Source organism: Embleya sp. NBC_00888 (assembly GCF_045207655.1).
Classification (GTDB): Bacteria; Actinomycetota; Actinomycetes; order Streptomycetales; family Streptomycetaceae; genus Embleya.
On record NZ_CP108784.1, the window covers coordinates 1,409,817 to 1,427,624 of the forward strand.

A 17,808-nucleotide genomic window follows, 5' to 3' on the forward strand; every position below is an offset into this window, starting at 1 on the left:
GGGCCCGCCGGGGCCTAACCCGCCGACCCCGTCACCCCCATCGAGCCCGCCGCACCCGCGGTGCCCGCCCACGGGGCCGCCACCTCCAACTGCCCCGCGAGCCGGAACAGCGTCGCCTCGTCGCCGTACCGGCCGGCGAACTGCACGCCCAACGGCAGGCCGTCCGAAGTGCGCCCCAGCGGCACCGACATGGCCGGCTGCCCGGTGACGTTGAACAGGCTGGTGAACGCGGCCATCCCGCGCATCCCGGTCAGCGCCGCCATCGGATCGCGATTGGGATCCAACTCGCCCAGCAGCGGCGGCACCACCGCCATCGTCGGGGTCAGCAGCACATCCAGGCGCCCGGTCAGCCGGGTCACCGCCCGCCCGATCGTGTGCATCGTGTCGATCGCGGCCAGATAGCGCGCCAGCGACAACGAGCGGCCCTTGTCCACGATCAGCCGGGTCGCCCCGTCCAGATCACCGGCCCCCAGCTCGCGACCCAGCTCGGCCAGCCGCAGATCCACCATGCGCGCGATGTGCGCGGCGCTGATCGGCGCGATCACCTCGCCCGGCCGACTCAGCGTGTCCGGCCAGGTCACCGGCTCCACGTCGTGGCCCAGCGCGACACACAGCGCCGCGGCCTCCTCCGCGGCCCGCACACACTCCGGGTCCACCGCCACACCGGTGTCCACCGGCGTCAGGATCAACCCGATCCGCAACCGCCCCGGGTCCGCGCCCACCTCGGCGGCGTACGGCCGCACCGGCGGCGGCGCGTGATACGGATCGCCCGGCTCCGGCGTACCGGTGATGTCGAGCAGCGTCGCGCTGTCGCGGACCGTACGGGTGACCGCGTGCGCCACCGACAGACCCGCCCACGACTCGCCGTGATCCGGCCCCGGGGTGACCCGGCCGCGGCTCGGCTTGAGCCCGAACACCCCACAACACGCGGCCGGGATGCGAATCGAACCGCCACCGTCGGTGGCGTGCGCGACCGGGACCATGCCCGCCGCGACCGCCGCCGCCGAACCGCCGCTGGAGCCGCCCGCGCTGCGCTCGCGATGCCAGGGATTGTGCGCGGGACCGAACAGCGCGGACTCGGTGGTGGTGCCCAGCCCGAACTCCGGGGTGTTCGTCTTGCCCGCGATCAGCACACCCGCGGCCCGCAGCCGGGTCACCAGCGTGCTGTCGCGCGCCGCGACGTTGCCCGCGAACAACCGCGACCCGTTGCTCGTGGCCATCCCGGCCACATCGCACTCGAGGTCCTTGATCAGATACGGCACACCCGCGAGCACACCGGGCAACAACCCGCCGACCTCGCCCCGGGCCTGCTCCTCGCACAACGCGACCACCGCGCCCAGGGCCGGCTCGCGCTCCTTGATCGCCGCGAAGGTGACGTCGAGCACCTCGTCCGCGGTCACCTCACCGCGGGCGATCAGGCCCGCGAGCCCGGTGGCGTCATAGGACTGATACTCGTCGATCCGCACGGCACGACCTCCTGCGCTGGTGAAACACGTCCGCCACGCACCGTACGCGACCGTGTGCCCGCGCGATTCGCCCCGTCGGCCGATCGGCAAAAACCGGCGCGCGGCGACGCGGGCCGGCCGGCGGGCCGATGCCGCGGACCGCCGCGCCGCCCGCTCAGCCCACCGACGAGTACGAGACCACGCCTCGGCGCAGCCCCTCGATCGCCTTGCGCGCCGTCCCGCCGACCTTGCTGTCGTCCGGCGCGGCGGCGGCGATCTGGCCGAGCACGTCGACCAGTTGCTTGATCCAGCGGACGAAGTCGCCGGCCGGCAGGTCGGCCTCGCCCAGCACCGCGTCCAGACTCAGCCCCGACGCCCACGAGTACGCGGTCCAGGCGAAGCCCAGGTCCGGCTCGCGCAGGAAGTCGAGGTGGTGCTGCCCCTCCAGCGCGTCCAGGTGCCCCCACAGTCGCACCATGTCGGCCAGCGCGGCATGCGCCGCACCGCCCGGCAGCTTGGGCGACATCGCGTCGTCCGGCTGCCGCGACTCGTACACCAGCGCGGACGCGCACGCGGCCAGCTCCGCCGGTGTCAACTCCTCCCACAGGCCCTCGCGCAGGCACTCGGCGGTGAGCAGGTCCAACTCGGCGTAGATCCGTGCGAGCCGGCGCCCGTCGTCGGTGACCGTGTCGCCCTTGAGGTAGTCCAGGTCGGTGAGCATCGCGCAGACCCGGTCGAAGGTGCGCGCGATGGTGTGCGTACGGCCCTTCATCCGGCTCTCGATCACCTGGGTGTCGCGCAGCAGCCGGTGGTAGCGCTCCGCCCAGCGCGCGTGCTCCTCGCGGTCGTCGCAGCCGTGACACGGGTGTTGCCGGATCGCCTGCCGCAACCTGGCGAGCTCGGGATCATCCGCCGCCGGCGAGCGCTGCTTGCGGGCCCGCGGCTGGTCCACGTGGCCGGCCTTGGTGCGCAGCGAGGACGCCAGGTCGCGGCGCGACTGCGGATTGCGCGCGTTGAACGAGCGCGGGATGCGCAGCCGGTCGAGCGCGGTGACCGGCACGGGGAAGTCGATCCCGGCCAGTCGGCGGGCCTGGCGATCCGAGGTGAGCACGAACGGGCGCGGACCCTCCGGCCCCTGGTCGGTGCCCGGGTCCAGGACCACCGCGAGGCCCGCGTACTTGCCGGTGGGCACCACGATGATGTCGCCGGGCCTGAGCTTCTCCAGCGACGCGGCGGCCGCGGCCCGGCGCTGCGAGACGCCCTCGCGGGCCAGTTCCGTCTCGCGGTCCTTGAGCGCGCGGCGCAGCCGCCCGTACTCGGCGAAGTCGCCCAGGTGGCAGGTCATCGCCTCGTGGTAGCCGGCCAGCCCCTCCTCGTTGCGCTGCACCTGACGGGTCAGCCCGACCACCGAGCGGTCCGCCTGGAACTGCGCGAACGAGGTCTCCAGGAGCTCGCGCGAGCGGTGCCGACCGACCTGGCCGACCAGGTTGACCGCCATGTTGTAGGAGGGCTTGAAGGAGGAGCGCAGCGGATAGGTGCGGGTGCCCGCGAGCCCGGCCAGGTGGCCCGCGTCGAAGCCCTGGTGCCACAGCACCACGGCGTGGCCCTCGACGTCGATGCCGCGACGCCCGGCGCGCCCGGTGAGTTGGGTGTACTCGCCGGCGGTCAGGTCGGCGTGCGTCTCGCCGTTCCACTTGACCAGCTTCTCCAGCACCACCGAGCGGGCCGGCATGTTGATCCCCAGCGCCAGTGTCTCGGTCGCGAACACCGCCTTGACCAGGCCCTTGACGAACAGTTCCTCGACGACCTCCTTGAAGGTCGGCAACATGCCCGCGTGGTGCGCGGCGATGCCGCGCTGGAGCGCCTCCAGCCACGAGTGGTATCCCAGCACGTGCCGGTCCTCGTCGGGGATCCCGGTCGTGCGCGCCTCCACGATCGCGCGCACCTCGGCCCGCTCCGCCTCGCCGTTGAGCCGCAGCCCCGCGTGCAGGCACTGCTGCACGGCCGCCTCGCAGCCCTTGCGGCTGAAGATGAAGGTGATCGCGGGCAGCAGGCCCTCGGCGTCGAGCCGGTCGATCACCTCCGCGCGGCTGGGCGTCCAGATCCGGCTGCGCATCGGCCGGGTCTCCTGGCCGCGATTGCGCCGGTAGCGGTCCTGCGGTCGGCCCGCCCGCTCGCTCTCCATCCGGCCCAGCCGGATCAGCTCGGGGTTGACCTCGGTGTGGTTCTCGTCGGTGAACAGGTCGTAGGTGCGGTTGCCCGCGATCACGTGCTGCCACAGCGGCACCGGGCGGTGCTCGGAGACCACGACGGCGGTGTCGCCGCGCACGGTGCCCAGCCAGTCGCCGAACTCCTCGGCGTTGCTGACGGTCGCCGAGAGCGAGACCAGCGTGACCGATTCGGAGAGGTGGATGATCACCTCCTCCCACACCGCGCCGCGGAAGCGGTCGGAGAGGTAGTGCACCTCGTCCATCACGACGTAGCCCAGGCCGTTCAACGCGTTCGAGGACGCGTAGAGCATGTTCCGCAGCACCTCGGTGGTCATCACGATCACCGGGGCGTCGCTGTTGACCGAGTTGTCCCCGGTGAGCAGGCCCACGTTCGCCGCGCCGTAGAGCTTTTGGAAGTCGGCGAACTTCTGGTTCGACAGCGCCTTGATCGGCGTCGTGTAGAAGCACTTGCGGCCCTGTTCGAGCGCGAGGTGCACGGCGAACTCGCCGACCACCGTCTTGCCCGATCCGGTCGGCGCCGCGACCAACACACCCTTGCCGCTTTCCAGCGCGCGACAGGCCTCGATCTGGAAGGGATCGAGGCCGAAGGGGTACTGCTCGCGGAAGGCGTGCAGGCTCGTCCGTTCGTCGGCGGCTCGGCGGCGGGAGGCCGCGTAACGCTCGGCGGGGGACATCTGGGTGTCGCGGTCCGTGCCGCGTGCGGGATCGAGAGGCATCTCGTCAAGCAGACTACCGGCCGGGACCGACGGCTGTGATCACCTTTTTTCGATCTTGAAAGGCAGCTCGATCTTGAAAGGCAGCTCGATCCTGAAGGGCGGCTCGATCCTGAAGGGCGGCCCGATCTCGAAAGGCGGCCCGCTCCCGAAAGGCGGGCGGCTCGAACGCGGCACGCGGCTCGACCCGCGCAGGCGGCCCGCCCGCGGCCCGTGGCTCAGCCGCGCGGCGCGGGCACCAGGACCCGGACCGCCGCCGGCACGCAGTCCGCGGTCAGCGGCAGCGCGCCCAGCCGTTCGCCGTCGGCCCACCCGCTGAGCCCGCGCGCGCTCAGCGACACGGTCGCGGCGCGGTGCACGGTGACCAGCGGATGGCTCACGTGCTTTCCGCCGTAGACCTTGGGGAACACCCGCAGCAGCTCGGCCCGCCCGCAGCCGGCCACCACCGTGACGTCGAACAGGCCGTCGGCGAGGTCGGCGTCCGGGCACATCCGCATGCCGCCGCCGTAGGAGCGACCGTTGCCCACCGCTATCAGCGTGGCCTCGACGTCGACGGGTTTGCCGTCCAGCTCCAACTCGTAGCCGATCGGCGCGAGCGCGCCCAGCTCGCCCACCAGGGCGGCGTTGTAGCGGGTCCGCCCGCGGGCCCAGGTCATCCGGTTCGCGCGTTCGTTGACCCGAGAGTCGAACCCGGTGCACAGGATCGTGCCGAACCAGCGCTCCCCCGCCCGGCCCAGGTCCACCGGCCGCGTATGCAGATCGGCCACCACCCGCGCCGCGGCGGCCACGTCGCCCAGCGGCAGGTCCAACGCCCGGGCGAAGTCGTTGCCCGAACCGATCGGCACCACGCCCAGCGGCGTGCTCGTGCCCGCCACCGCCTGCAACGCGGCCGCGACCGTGCCGTCGCCGCCGACCGCGACCACGGCCGCCACGCCGCCGCGGACCACCGCACGCAGCCGGGCTATCCCCTCCGCGGCACCGGGAGCGGACACCTGATGCGGTGTCAGCCCCCGGTCCCGGAGCAGATCGGCCGCGAGCGACGCGGCCTTGAGGCCCCGACCACGACCCGCGGTGGGGTTGACGAATACCGCTATCTCCCGAGACACAAGGCGCGAGATTAGCCCACCCGACCTCAGGTGATGTCGTCCACCCTGGCCGAGGGACCCGCCTGCGACTCGTCCGCGACGGTGCTCGGCCGCTCGACCGGGCGCACCGAGGTGTCCAGGACCGACGCCTCGTCGTCGTCGAGGTCGGCGCCGAACACTTCCGCGTGCCGTTTGCCGCGCCGGCGGTCGTTGAGCCAGGCCACGATCAGCGCGATCCCGTACAGCACGGTGATCGGGATGGACAGCAGGATCATCGTCAGCGGGTCGGTGGTGGGGGTGGCCACCGCGCCGAAGACGAAGATGCCCATCACCACCCAGCGCCACCAGCTCGCGAGCTGCTTCGCGGTGACGACCCCGCCGAAGTTCAGCATGATCAGCACGAGCGGCAGCTCGCACGCGATGCCGAACACCACGACCATGCGGATGACGAAGTTGAGGTAGTCGTCGAGCTGGATCTGGTTGCTGGCATCGGTGAGGGTGAAGTCCAGGAGCACCTGGAGGGCGTGCGGCAGGATCCAGTACGAGAAGTAGGCGCCGCCCAGGAACAACGGCACACCCACGCCGACGAAGGCCAGCGAGTACTTCTTCTCGTTCTTGTGCAACCCCGGCGCCAGGAAGGCCCACATCTGGTAGAGCCAGATCGGTGAGGCCGCGATGATGCCGGTGGCCAGCGAGATCTTCAGGGCCATCGAGAACGGCGAGAGCACGCCCTGTTGCACCAGGACACCCTGGCCACACTTGGTGACGCCGGTGCCCTTGACGTTCTTGAGGTCGCAGACGGGATCGACCAGGAAGGCGCCGATGTCCTCGTAGAAGAACGCGGCGACGATGGTCACGACGATGATGGCCAGGAGCGCCTTGACGAGGCGATTGCGCAGTTCGCGCAAGTGCTCCATGAGGGGCATGCGCCCCTCGGCGTCCTTGATCTTCTTCTCGTTCGGGCCGGACTTTCGTCCGCGCCCTGCCTTGTCAAGCACCTTGAGGGCCGACTCCTAAAAGGCGCGTGGCGGATATCAGCGACGGTTGTGGTCGGGCTCGCCGACCGGCCGTGCCTCGCTCACGTCGCCCGGAGCCGCCTGGATGGTGCGTGGCGGCGTCTCGGTGGTCTTGGCGGTCTTGTCGGACGCGGGGGCCTCGCCCGCCCCGTCCTCCTTCATCGCCTTGGTCTCGCTCTTGAGGATGCGCAGCGAACGGCCCAGCGCACGCGCCGTGTCCGGCAGACGCTTGGCGCCGAACAACAGCACGACGACAACCAGGATCAGGATGATCTCGGGCCAACCGAGCTTGCCAAACATAGTCAGTACCTCATTGCCGGGGCCGGGGGGTTACGGGTTCGATCGTACGCCGGTGCGTCTTACACCTGTGCAACGCAATGGTGGCGAACAACTGCACCGGACGTAACCCCCAGGGGTCACGTGGGCAGATCACTGTCGGTGAGAGGCCGCGGCGCGCGGATGCGGTACGGCGCCGTGCCGTGCGGTCGGGCCGCCGGCCGCGTCCAGCTCGGCGGCGGCCTCGGACAGTCGCGCGGAGGCGTCCGCGACGGTTGCCCCGAGGTGACGCACGTCACCGAACAATCGCCAGGCGAACCAGCCGATGACGCCGAGTCCGGCGAGGACGAGCACGATGAAGACGAGGACCCACGGCAACATGCGGCGACCCTAACAGCCCCCGCTCCCGCCGCCGCGCTCCGCCGTTCAGCGCGCGACCTGCATCGACGACACCCCGCCGTCGGTGAGCAGTTCGACGATCCGCTCACCGGCCGGCCGGCGCACCGAGTCGGCGCAGGTGGGGCAGCGGAACAGGTAGAAGGACTTGTTCGGTCGGAGCACCAGCCGTAGCTGATCCGCCGTCAACTCGACGCGTCCGCAGACCGGGCAGCGCGCCGTGAACGTCGACACCGTGGGCCTCCTCGCAATCTCGGGAAGGTTGTCGTCGGTGGTACCGGAAGTGCCGCTGGGCCGCGACCGGGCGATGTGCCGTTTTTGGACAATCGCCTCCGGTCGCGGCGAATCAGCCGGCCTGGTCCGCGTAGGCCGCGAGGGCGGCCGAGGCGGTCCGTCGTACATCGTCCACGAGCTCCGGCGGGGAGATCACCCTGCCGTGCCCGCCCAGGCGCAGCGCGAGCCGCCGGATCCCGGCCGGGTCGGGCGTGCGCAGGGTCAACCGCAGGCCGCCGTCGGCCAGTTCCTCGACCTTGTCGTAGCGGTAGTACTCGGTGACCCAGCGTCCGCCGGGACCGAGTTCGAGCACCACCTCGATGCCGTCCGCGGCGGTGGGCGCGAAACCGTCCGCCAGGTCCAGCGGCTCCACCGGCTGCGGCTCGGACGCCTCGTCCAGCAGCACCGCCTCGGCGACCCGGTCCAGCCGGAACAACCGGCGGCCCTCGGCCTGCCGACACCACGCCACCAGGTAGGTGTGCCCGTCGACCAGCACCAGCCGGATCGGATCCACCTCGCGCTCGGTGATCTCGTCCCGGCGCGGCACGTAATAGCGCAGCCGCAGCCGGCGCCGCTCGCTCACCGCGCGGTCCATCGTGGCGAACGCGGACTCCTGGGCGGCGTCGTCGCCCTCGAACTCCACGGTCACCCCCTCGGCGGCGCGCGCGGCCTCACCGGCCGCGTCCTCCAGCTTGGCGGTCACCCGGCCCAGCGCGACCTTGTCCCGCTCGCGCAGCCCGGACAGGCCCGCCAGCGCGCGCAGCGCCACCAGCAGGGCCAGCGCCTCGTGCGGCGCGAGCCGCACCGGCCGCACCGGCGCGTCGGCGTTGTCCAGGAAGACCCGACCCTCGAAGTCGACGTGCGGCTCGAGCAGATCGTCGGCCATGAAGCTGGTGCCGCACATGTGCAGCGTGCCCAGGTCCGCCTCGACCTGCGCGACCGGCAGGCCGAACGCGCGCGCGACGTCGTCCAGATGCGTGCCGGGGCGCTCGCGCAGGTAGGCCACCAGCGACAACAGCCGCCGGGTGTCGTCGATCGCGTTGCTCATCCGACCTTCACCTGTCCCGTCGCCTCACCGGCGGCCTCGCGCAGTTGCGCGACCACGGCCTCGCGCAGATGGAGCGGCTCCAGCACGACCACGTCGGGGCCGAACTCGGCGAGCCAGTGGTGCAGTCCGTGTCCGTGACTCAGTTCCAACTCGTCCCAGCCCTCGCCCGCCGGCACCACCGCGCTCGCCCGGGCGCGCAGCGGGAACCCGGCGCCGGTGCGGACCCGGATCCGGGCGATGCCCTCGCCGCCCTCACCGGCGAAGCGCGCGACCTGGCCGCGCACGTCCACCTTCTCCGGCACCTCGGCCCGGAACTGCTCCTTGAGCGGCTTCGGCTTGGGCTTGTCGGCGATCCGGTCCAGCCGGAACACCCGCTGTTCCTGCCGGTCCCGGGAGAAGCCCACCAGGTACCACCGGCCGCGCCAACAACTCATCCCCCACGGCTCGACCACCCGCGGCGTGGCCTCGGCGGCACCGGAGCGGCGGTAGGCGAACTGGATCGGGCGGCGGGTGCGCAGCGCGTCCAGCAGCGGCCCGAAGGCCGGCTCGCGCGCGGTCACCCGGGGCTCGACGCTGGTCAGCGGGGCCGAGTCGATCTCCACGCCGGCGGCCTTGAGCTTGTACAGCGCACCGGTCGCGGCCCCCGCCAGCGCGGACTGCTGCCAGGCGCCGGCGGCCAGCGCGAGCGCGGCGGCCTCCTCGGGGTCCAGCTCCACCGGCGGCAGCGCGTTCTTCTCGGGGCGGATCCGGTAGCCGTCGGCGGACTCGATCAGCGGGTCGTTGGCCCCCGTCTCGACGATGAAGCCGAGTTCGCGTACGTCGTCCTTGTCCCGCTCGAACATGCGGTCGAAGGCCTCGTCGGACGTGCACAGCCGATACGACTCGATCGACTGCCGCAGCTCTTCCTTCGTGACGTAGCGACGGGCGGCGAGCAGACACATCACCAGGCTCACCAACCGCTCCTGCTTCGGAATCGCCATCAGATCCCAGTCCCTCCCACAAGGCGCAGCCCCGACCGTACCGCGTTCGGCGCGTCGGATTGGTCCGGCCCGGCAATCCGACCCTCCGGTTCGCCCGGCGACACCGGCCGGCGTTAGGCTCCCGGACCGTGATCACCTGGCGACGCGGCGAAGTGACGGCGATCCGACGGGCCTGGCGCGGAGCGGTCGAACTGACCGCGGCCGTACCGGAACCGGCCCCCGCGCGCGAGCTGCGCGCGATCGCCTACCCGCACCTGACCGGCACGCCGCAGGTCGGCGACACCGTGCTGCTCAACACCACCGCGCAGGACATGGGCCTGGGCACCGGCGGCTACGCGCTGGTGGTGGCGCTGCCCGATCGGCTGCCGCCGGATCCGCCGCCGGGCCCCGGGCACGTGGTCAAGGCGCGCTACACACCCATGCAGGCGGTCGTGCTCGGCGTGGACGAGCAGGACTCGCCGCACCACGCGACGCTGCGCGACGCGGACTCGCTGGAGGGCATGCCGGTGCTGGTCGCCGACCTGCACTCGGCGCTGCCCGCGATCTGCGCCGGGATCCGCCTCGCGCGCCCGCACGCGCGTGTGGTGTACGTGATGACCGACGGCGGCACGCTGCCGCTGTGGTTCTCGATGACCGTCGACACGCTGCGCGAACACGGCTGGCTGGCGGGCACGGTGACGGTGGGTCAGGCACTCGGCGGCGACCTGGAGGCGGTCACCCTGCACACCGGTCTGCTCGCGGCCCGGCACGTGCAGGGCGCGGATCTGGCGATCGTCGCGCAGGGGCCGGGCAACCTGGGCACGGGCACGCAGTGGGGCTTCTCCGGGGTCGCGGCGGGCGAGGCGATCAACGCGATCGCCGCACTCGGCGGCCGACCCGTGGCCTCGCTGCGGATCTCCGACGCGGACGGGCGCGAGCGCCATCGCGGCGTCTCGCACCACTGCCTGACCGCGTACGGCCGGGTCGCGCTGGCCCGGGCCGACGTGATCGTGCCCACCCTGCCCGAGCCGCTGGCGAGCCGGGTCGCGGCGGACGTCGAGCCGCTGCGCGCCGGGCACGACGTGCACACGGTGCCGGTCGACGGCCTGGACGCCGCGCTGCGCGGCACACCGGCCCGGTTGTCCACGATGGGCCGGGGCCTGGACGCCGACCACGCCTACTTCCTGGCCGCCGCCGCGGCCGGCCGATTCGCGGCCGAACTCCCGGCCAAGAGCCCGCACTAGGGCCCCGGAACGAACGCGGCCCCGGCCCGCGCTGCTCGCGCGAACCGGGGCCGGGTGCGTCGTACGACTAGCCGACCTTCATCAGGTCGACCACGAAGATCAGCGTCTCGCCGGGCGCGATCGCGCCCGGCGCGCCGCGGTCGCCGTAGGCCTGGTGCGGCGGGATGACCAGCTTGCGCCGGCCGCCGACCTTCATGCCCTGCACACCCTTGTCCCAGCCCTCGATGACCTGGCCGATACCCAGCCGAAAGTCGAGCGGGGCGTTGCGGTTCCAGGACGCGTCGAACTCCTCGCCGGAGGAGAAGGCCACGCCGACGTAGTGCACGCTGACGTTCTGGCCCGCCTGGGCCACCGCGCCGTCGCCTTCCCAGATCTCGGTGATCTCCAGCTCGGCGGGCACGCCGCCCTCGGGGAAGTCGATCTCGGGCTTCGTAAGCTCTGTCACAGCGTTTCCGTATCCGTTCGAGTGCTGAATGCGGGTCCAACCTATCGGGCCGATCGCCCGATCCGGTGCGCGACGGGCCGTCAGGCCGCCGTGCCGCCCAGGGCGTCGATGATGTCCACGACGAACACCAGCGGCGAGTTCGGCGGGATCTTCTCGCCGGAACCCTCCGCGCCGTACCCCTTGTCCGGCGGCAGGACCAGCAGCACGCGGCTGCCGACCTTCTGCCCGACCAGACCCTCGTCCCAACCGGTCACGACCTGGCCGACGCCGATCTTGAACGCGGTCGCGCCGCCGTGGTCCCACGACGAGTCGAACTTGGTGCCCTTGTCGAACAGCGCGCCGGTGTACTGCGCGACCAGCGTCTGGCCCTTCTGGACCACCGGGCCGGTGCCCTCGATCAGCGGCTGGACCGTCAGCTTGGTCGGCGCGGTCGCGCCCGGCGGGATGGTGATCTCCGCGGCCTTGCCGGACTCGACCTTGGCCACCGGAAGGCCGGCCGGCGGGGTCACCGCGGCGCCCTTGGCCTCCGTCTTGGGGTCGATCGTCTTGGTCGACTTCAGGTCCAGCATCAGCACCACGGCCTGCTTTTCCTGGGTGACCTTGGCCGGCACCACCACGAGCATCCGGGTACCGGTCTTCTTGCCGATTATCCCCTGCCCGATCTCCTTCAGAAGCTCCTGGCTGCCCGCCTGGAAGACCTCGGGAGTCTTGGTGTCGTACGAGTTGCCCGCGTCCGTGCCGTCCCAGTTCTTGCCGACGGTGTCCGCGACGACGTAGTCGTCCTTCTTGATCACGTCACCGGTGCCCTCGATGAGGATCTTGGACGTCGTCTTGTCGCCGGACTTCCCCTTGGGGATCTTGATGTCCGGCTTCTGCCCGAAGGCTCCGGTCACGATCGGTGTAACGGTTTTTCCTCCGTCGTCATCGCCACACGCGACCGCGGTGAAGGCCAGTGCGGGGACCAGAAGGAGCGCAGCGAGACGGCGCACGATGTTCCTCTGCTGAGATGGACAAGGACCGGGACACTCTATGGGGTTCGGATGTGAGGACGACGTGAAGACGACAACCCTGTTCAGGCGACCTCGCGGCCGGGCCGCTTGAGCCGGGCGGCCCAGCGCCCGTCCTCGGCGCGCACCGACAGCGGGATGCCGAAGCACTCGCTCAGGTTGGCGTCCGTCATCACCTCGTGCGCCGGCCCCGCCGCGACCGTCGCACCGCGACGCAGCAGCAGTGCGTGGGTCACCGAGCTGGGCAGTTCCTCCAGGTGGTGGGTGACGATCACCAGGGTCAGCCGCGGCAGCTCCCGGGTCAGCGAGTCGATCGCCTCCAGCAGTTCCTCACGGCTGGGCAGGTCCAGCGCGTTGGCCGGCTCGTCCAGGAGCAGCAGCCGCGGGTCGGGCATCAGCGCCCGGGCGATCCGGGCCCGGCCGCGCTCGCCCTGCGAGCACACCGCGATCTCCCGATCCGCGAGCCGGTCGAGGCCCAGCAGCGCGATCAGCTCGGCGGCCCGGGCCCGCTCGGCCGGCCCGTACCTGCCGTACAGCGGCTGCACCGTGCCGGTCGCCCCGGTGAGCACGTAGTCGGTCACCTTCAGGTACTCGGGAATGCGCAGCGCCGCGTTGACCGCGCCCACCTGCGCGCGCACCTCGCGCACGTCCACCCGGCCGAGCTGTCGGCCCAGTACGGTCACCGTGCCGTTGCCGGGAAAGCGCAGCGCGCCGGCCAGGGCCAGGATCGTGCTCTTGCCCGCGCCGTTGTGTCCGAGCAGCGCCCAGCGCTCGCCCTCGCGGACCGTCCAGTCCACGCCCACGAGCATGTCCGTGCGCCCGCCGGGCCCGTGCGCCCACACATCCACCGCGTCGAGCTCGAAGACCGGTGGAGCGATGTCCCATGTAGGTGTATCGACCATCGAGCAAGCATGCCAGTCGCCCGCCCGCTCCCGACTCGGGGAGGGGGCGGGCGACGGCTTCGTCTCACATGCCGGCCGGCGCGGGTCGAGACCGCCGGCCCTCGATCACCCTCGGTGAGCATCCCGGGGCGATCACATGCTGGCGATCAACTTCTCCACCCGGTCGTCCACCGACCGGAACGGGTCCTTGCACAGCACGGTGCGCTGCGCCTGGTCGTTGAGCTTGAGGTGCACCCAGTCCACGGTGAAGTCGCGCCGCTGCTCCTGGGCCTTCTTGATGAACTCGCCGCGCAGGCGCGCGCGAGTGGTCTGCGGCGGCAGCGACTTCGCCTCGAAGATCTTCAGATCGTTGCCGATCCGGTCGATCTGCCCGCGTCTCTCCATCAGGTAGTAGAGACCGCGGCGCCGGTGGATGTCGTGGTAGGCGAGGTCGATCTGGGCGACCCTCGGCGAGGACATGGGCAGGTTGTGCTTGGCCCGATACCGCTCGATGAGCTGGTACTTGATCACCCAGTCGATCTCGCGGCCGACCAGGTCCAGGTTGCCGGAGTCGATCGCGTCGAGCGTGCGCTCCCACAGATCGAGCACCTTCTCCACGGTGCCGGTGCGAATGCCCCGGCGATCCGCGAACTCCTGCGCCTTGGTCAGGTATTCCCGCTGGATGTCCAGCGCGCTGGCCTCGCGGCCGTTGGCCAACCGCACCTTGCGCGAACCGGTCATGTCGTGACTGACCTCGCGGATCGCCCGGATCGGGTTCTCCAGGGTCAGATCGCGCATCACGATCCCGGCCTCGATCATCCGCAGCACCAGATCGGTGGAACCGACCTTGAGCAGCGTGGTGGGCTCGGCCATGTTGGAGTCGCCGACGATCACATGCAGCCGCCGATAGCGCTCGGCGTCGGCATGCGGTTCGTCGCGCGTGTTGATTATCGGACGGGAACGGGTCGTGGCCGAACTGACACCCTCCCAAATGTGCTCGGCGCGCTGGCTCACGCAGTACACCGCACCACGCGGCGTCTGCAGCACCTTGCCCGCGCCGCACAACATCTGACGGGTCACCAGGAACGGGATGAGCACATCGGCGAGCCGGGAGAATTCCCCGTGCCGCGCCACCAGATAGTTCTCGTGGCAACCGTAGGAGTTGCCGGCGGAATCGGTGTTGTTCTTGAAGAGATACACGTCGCCCGCGATGCCCTCTTCGTGCAGCCGCCGTTCGGCGTCGACGAGGAGACCTTCGAGAATGCGCTCACCGGCCTTGTCGTGCACGACAAGTTCCGGCACCGAGTCGCACTCGGGCGTCGCGTATTCGGGGTGGCTGCCCACGTCCAGATACAGCCGGGCCCCATTGCGTAGGAAGACATTGCTGCTTCGGCCCCACGAAACGACTCGGCGGAAGAGGTAGCGCGCCACCTCGTCCGGGGAGAGCCTGCGCTGCCCCCGGAACGTACAGGTGACGCCGTACTCGTTCTCCAGCCCGAAGATGCGGCGGTCCATGCGGCAACATTACGCCGACGACGTGCCGTTCCGGGACAACTCCGCGTCGGTGGTTTCCACAAAATGGATCACGTTTGAAATCAGCCGGCCCCGACCGGCCAGCAATACCAGCAATCCGAGCGCCGCGCCGACGCCCGCGACCGCGAACGCGCCCCGCGCGCCGGCCACTTCCCCGGCCCAGCCGGCCAGCCCCATGCCCAGTGCCGAACCCGCCCCGATCGCGGCCACCAGCCACGCGAACGCCTCGGTCACCGTGCCGCGCGGCGCCAACTCGTCGATCAGGCTGAACACGCACGCGATCGCGGGCGCCAGGAACACCCCGGACAACACCGCGAGCGGCATCATCAACCACGGGCCGGGCACCGCCGTCAGTGGCAGATAACACACCGTCAGCCACAACATGAACCACAACAACCGACGCGCCGGCGGGGTCCGCCAGGCCCGCACCCCGTGCACCAGACCCCCCAGCAGCGCGCCGAAGGACATCGCCGCCAGGAACACCCCGGACAGCGCACCGGAACCCTCGTGGTCGGCGTACGCCACGGCCGCGACACTGAGCACCCCCAGCGCGATGCCCGCCAGCGTGAACGCGACCAGGACCACCCGCAGACCGGCCGAACGCAGCGCGCCCGCCCAGTGCGGGGTGTGCTGCTCGCCGCGCCAGATTCGGGAGGGCCGCGCGGTGACCACGATGAGGGTGCCCGCCACTCCGATCAACCCGGTCAGCAACACCGCCAGCTCCGCCGAGGCCACCTGCACCACGACCACCACGATCAGCGGCCCCACGGTGAACAGGATCTCCTGCGCGGCGGCGTCCAGCGCGTACGCCGCCTGCACCCGCTCGGGGGTGAGCACCGAGGGCCACAGCGCGCGCAGGCCCGCCTCCAGCGGCGGCGTGGTGAAGCCCGCGACCAGCACCGCGCCGACCGCGAGCGGCAGCGGGTGGGCGCCCACGAGCGCGAACACGGCGTAGGCCAGCGCCGAGACCAGCGCCGAGCCGAGCAACACGCCGGTCTGCCCGCGCCGATCCATCCACCGGCCGAGTACCGGCTGCCCGGCCGCACTCGCCAGGCCGTAGACCGCGGACAGCGCGCCCGCGAGCCCGTAGCCGCCGCCGTCCGCGCGCACCAGCAGCAACACCGCCAACGCGCCCATGCCGTTGGGCAATCGGCCGAACAGCGTGCCGCCGAGCAGGCGCGCCGCGTACGGCACCCGCAGCAGGTCCAGATAGGTCCGCATCCGCGGGTACCGCCCTCCCGTGCCGCACCCGACACGTCCGCACACCGTCCAGTCATACGTATGACTATCGATTACCACTGTGCCTGCCGGCCCACCGGCATGGCAAGCGGGTTCTACGCTGGGCCCGCCCCGTCCCCGACACCGCGCCCGAGGTCCCCTTGCCGTCGCCCCCGCCCCCCGCCGGTCGCCCGACCAGCAAGGACGTCGCCAAACACGCCGGCGTGTCGCAGTCCACCGTGTCCCTGGTCCTCGCCGACAAATGGCACGGCCGGGTCTCCCCCGCCACCGTCGCCGCGGTCCGCGACGCCGCCGCGGCGCTCGGCTACCGACCCAACAACTCGGCCCGGTCGCTGCGCCTGGGCCGGACCCGCACCGTGATGCTCGTCGTGCCCGTGCTCACCTCGCCGTTCTTCGGCGCGGTGCACACCGGGGCGGCGCGGGTCGCGGCCGAACGGGACTTCGGCGTCGTGGTCTACCCCACCCGCGACGGCATCGACCTGAGCCCGAACCCGTTCTCCTCGGCCGCCATCGACGGCGTGCTCGCGTCCTCGATGGCCGTCGAGCCGCTGGACGTGCTGCGCTCGGCCGGGCCGGGCAGCGAGGACCTGCCCCTGGTGATGCTGGACAGCGAGCCCGGGCGCGGCGTGCCGACCGTCAACGACGACGTGGCCGAGGGCATGCGCGCGCTGGCCGGGTATCTGGTCGGGCTGGGCCACCGCCGGGTCGCCCGGCTGGGCTCCGCCGTGCGGACCTGGACGTTCCGGGCCCGGGACGAGGCCTTCCGGGCCGCGCTGGAGCCCGCGGAGGTGGTCGCCGAAGCCGTCGCGCCGCTGACCCTGGACGGCGGGCGCGAGGCCGCGCTGACGCTGCTCGCGTCGCCGGCCCGGCCCACCGTGCTCGTCTGCGACGACGACCTCCAGGCGGCGGGCGCCTACAAGGCCGCCCGCGCGCTCGGGATCCGGGTGCCCGAGGACGTGTCGGTGACCGGCTTCGGCGACCTGCGCTACGCACGCGTGGTCGAACCCGAACTGACCACGGTCCGGCTGCCCGCCGTCGAACTGGGCGCGCGCGGCATGACCGCGCTGCTCGACCTGCTGGACACCGGCGACGCGGGCCCGGACGTGGTGCTGCCCGGCGAACTCCTGGTGCGCGGCTCGACCGCGCCGCCCGCGTCCGACTGAGGCCGCACCGGTCCCGACACACGTCAGGGCCCGCGCACCGACGCGGTACGCGGGCCCTGTGACGTGCGCGGGACTACTCCTCGCCGGCCTCCGGCGTGGCCTCGGGCGCGGTCTCGGCCGCGTCCTCCGCCACCGCGGAGCCGGCCGGCTCCGCCTCGCCGAGCAGGCGGGTCAGTTGACCGCCCACCAGGCGCTTGAACTTGCGCTGCTGCGGCCGGGTCCGGTCCAGCGTGGCGACCTCCAACTGGGAGGCCGTGATCGAGCGCTTCTCGCCGACACCGTCACGCGAGAGCGCGTCGACCGCCACCTTGAGCGCGGCCTCGAGGGTGAGCCCCTCGCGGTGGCTGCGCTTGAGCTGCTCGGTGATCTGCTCGACGTTGCCGCCCATCGCGACGTAGTTGTGCTCGTCGGCCACCGAGCCATCGTAGGTGAGCCGATAGATCTGGTCGTCCTCGGGCGCGCTGCCGACCTCGGCGACGATCAGCTCCACCTCGTAGGGCTTCTCGCCACCGCTGGAGAAGATCGTGCCCAGCGTCTGCGCGTACACGTTCGCCAACCCGCGGGCGGTGACGTCGTTGCGCGCGTACGAGTAGCCGCGGATGTCGGCGTAGCGCACGCCGCCGATCCGCAGGTTCTCGAACTCGTTGTACTTGCCCACCGCGGCGAACGCGATGCGGTCGTAGATCTCGCTGATCTTGTGCAGGGCGCGAGAGTAGTTCTCCGCCACGAACAGGATGCCGTCCGCGTAGGTCAGCACGACCACACTGCGGCCGCGGGCGATGCCCTTGCGGGCATAGTCGGCCCGGTCCGCCATGGCCTGCTGCGGCGACACATAGAAGGGCGTCGTCACCGTG

General features: G+C 71.6%; 17 protein-coding genes. 2 read left to right on the top strand and 15 right to left on the bottom strand.

The annotated features are described in order from the left end of the window. Positions 1–14: 14 nt before the first annotated feature. The 9 genes from OG948_RS05510 to OG948_RS05550 form a co-directional block, all read right to left on the bottom strand. On the bottom strand, positions 15–1,466 hold the full coding sequence (locus tag OG948_RS05510; RefSeq protein ID WP_406294279.1) for an amidase: 1,452 nt from the start codon (positions 1,464–1,466) through the stop codon (positions 15–17). 154 nt (positions 1,467–1,620) lie between these two features. Further along, entirely contained in the window at positions 1,621–4,392 is a 2,772-nt protein-coding gene (locus OG948_RS05515) for a DEAD/DEAH box helicase (RefSeq protein WP_406294281.1), read from the bottom strand. Between the two features lie 215 nt (positions 4,393–4,607). Continuing rightward, entirely contained in the window at positions 4,608–5,495 is an 888-nt protein-coding gene (locus OG948_RS05520; protein WP_406294282.1) for a YegS/Rv2252/BmrU family lipid kinase, read from the bottom strand. A gap of 26 nt (positions 5,496–5,521) precedes the next feature. After that, complete coding sequence (tatC, locus tag OG948_RS05525; protein ID WP_406294283.1) at positions 5,522–6,472, bottom strand: twin-arginine translocase subunit TatC; 951 nt, start codon at positions 6,470–6,472, stop codon at positions 5,522–5,524. A gap of 36 nt (positions 6,473–6,508) precedes the next feature. Continuing rightward, a complete protein-coding gene (gene tatA, locus OG948_RS05530) occupies positions 6,509–6,790 on the bottom strand; it encodes a Sec-independent protein translocase subunit TatA (protein ID WP_406294285.1) in 282 nt (93 codons plus the stop codon). A 129-nt stretch (positions 6,791–6,919) separates the two neighbouring features. Further along, a complete protein-coding gene (locus OG948_RS05535; protein ID WP_406294287.1) occupies positions 6,920–7,147 on the bottom strand; it encodes a hypothetical protein in 228 nt (75 codons plus the stop codon). A gap of 45 nt (positions 7,148–7,192) precedes the next feature. Further along, the gene (locus tag OG948_RS05540) at positions 7,193–7,396 is read right to left on the bottom strand and encodes a hypothetical protein (protein ID WP_078978606.1); all 204 of its coding nucleotides are present in this window, start codon (positions 7,394–7,396) and stop codon (positions 7,193–7,195) included. Between the two features lie 112 nt (positions 7,397–7,508). Further along, positions 7,509–8,483 (bottom strand): helix-turn-helix transcriptional regulator, encoded by a 975-nt coding sequence (locus OG948_RS05545; protein ID WP_395873025.1) that lies wholly within the window; start codon positions 8,481–8,483, stop codon positions 7,509–7,511. Next, positions 8,480–9,463: a helix-turn-helix transcriptional regulator gene (locus tag OG948_RS05550; RefSeq protein WP_395873024.1), complete on the bottom strand. Its 984-nt coding sequence runs from the start codon at positions 9,461–9,463 to the stop codon at positions 8,480–8,482. Before OG948_RS05550 ends, OG948_RS05545 begins: the two co-directional genes overlap by 4 nt. 128 nt (positions 9,464–9,591) lie before the next feature. On the opposite strand from OG948_RS05550, the gene OG948_RS05555 reads away from it, so the two are divergent. After that, positions 9,592–10,686 (top strand): DUF3866 family protein, encoded by a 1,095-nt coding sequence (locus OG948_RS05555; RefSeq protein ID WP_406294288.1) that lies wholly within the window; start codon positions 9,592–9,594, stop codon positions 10,684–10,686. 67 nt (positions 10,687–10,753) lie between these two features. Here OG948_RS05555 and OG948_RS05560 read toward each other — a convergent pair whose 3' ends face one another. The 5 genes from OG948_RS05560 to OG948_RS05580 form a co-directional block, all read right to left on the bottom strand. Beyond that, a complete protein-coding gene (locus tag OG948_RS05560) occupies positions 10,754–11,131 on the bottom strand; it encodes an FKBP-type peptidyl-prolyl cis-trans isomerase (RefSeq protein WP_406294289.1) in 378 nt (125 codons plus the stop codon). An 80-nt stretch (positions 11,132–11,211) separates the two neighbouring features. Next, a complete protein-coding gene (locus OG948_RS05565) occupies positions 11,212–12,120 on the bottom strand; it encodes an FKBP-type peptidyl-prolyl cis-trans isomerase (RefSeq protein ID WP_406294291.1) in 909 nt (302 codons plus the stop codon). An 83-nt stretch (positions 12,121–12,203) separates the two neighbouring features. Then, a complete protein-coding gene (locus OG948_RS05570; RefSeq protein WP_406294293.1) occupies positions 12,204–13,040 on the bottom strand; it encodes an ABC transporter ATP-binding protein in 837 nt (278 codons plus the stop codon). A 132-nt stretch (positions 13,041–13,172) separates the two neighbouring features. Beyond that, positions 13,173–14,534, bottom strand: coding sequence for a Pup--protein ligase (gene pafA / locus OG948_RS05575; protein WP_355532574.1), 1,362 nt, complete (start codon positions 14,532–14,534; stop codon positions 13,173–13,175). 9 nt (positions 14,535–14,543) lie between these two features. Further along, on the bottom strand, positions 14,544–15,773 hold the full coding sequence (locus tag OG948_RS05580) for an MFS transporter (RefSeq protein ID WP_406294294.1): 1,230 nt from the start codon (positions 15,771–15,773) through the stop codon (positions 14,544–14,546). Positions 15,774–15,931: 158 nt separating this feature from the next. Between OG948_RS05580 and OG948_RS05585 the strand changes: the two genes are divergently transcribed. Continuing rightward, positions 15,932–16,954: a LacI family DNA-binding transcriptional regulator gene (locus OG948_RS05585; RefSeq protein ID WP_406294296.1), complete on the top strand. Its 1,023-nt coding sequence runs from the start codon at positions 15,932–15,934 to the stop codon at positions 16,952–16,954. Positions 16,955–17,027: 73 nt separating this feature from the next. On the opposite strand, the gene prcA is transcribed toward OG948_RS05585, so the two are convergent. Next, a complete protein-coding gene (gene prcA / locus OG948_RS05590; protein ID WP_406294298.1) occupies positions 17,028–17,804 on the bottom strand; it encodes a proteasome subunit alpha in 777 nt (258 codons plus the stop codon). Positions 17,805–17,808 lie beyond the last annotated feature (4 nt).

Bases quoted from the DNA above. Each gene is read 5' to 3' on its own strand.
- OG948_RS05515 (WP_406294281.1), bottom strand. From the start codon at position 4,392: ATGCCTCTCGATCCCGCACGCGGCACGGACCGCGACACCCAGATGTCC.
- tatA (WP_406294285.1), bottom strand. From the start codon at position 6,790: ATGTTTGGCAAGCTCGGTTGGCCCGAGATCATCCTGATCCTGGTTGTC.
- OG948_RS05535 (WP_406294287.1), bottom strand. From the start codon at position 7,147: ATGTTGCCGTGGGTCCTCGTCTTCATCGTGCTCGTCCTCGCCGGACTC.
- OG948_RS05545 (WP_395873025.1), bottom strand. From the start codon at position 8,483: ATGAGCAACGCGATCGACGACACCCGGCGGCTGTTGTCGCTGGTGGCC.
- OG948_RS05550 (WP_395873024.1), bottom strand. From the start codon at position 9,463: ATGGCGATTCCGAAGCAGGAGCGGTTGGTGAGCCTGGTGATGTGTCTG.
- OG948_RS05570 (WP_406294293.1), bottom strand. From the start codon at position 13,040: ATGGTCGATACACCTACATGGGACATCGCTCCACCGGTCTTCGAGCTC.
- pafA (WP_355532574.1), bottom strand. From the start codon at position 14,534: ATGGACCGCCGCATCTTCGGGCTGGAGAACGAGTACGGCGTCACCTGT.
- OG948_RS05580 (WP_406294294.1), bottom strand. From the start codon at position 15,773: ATGCGGACCTATCTGGACCTGCTGCGGGTGCCGTACGCGGCGCGCCTG.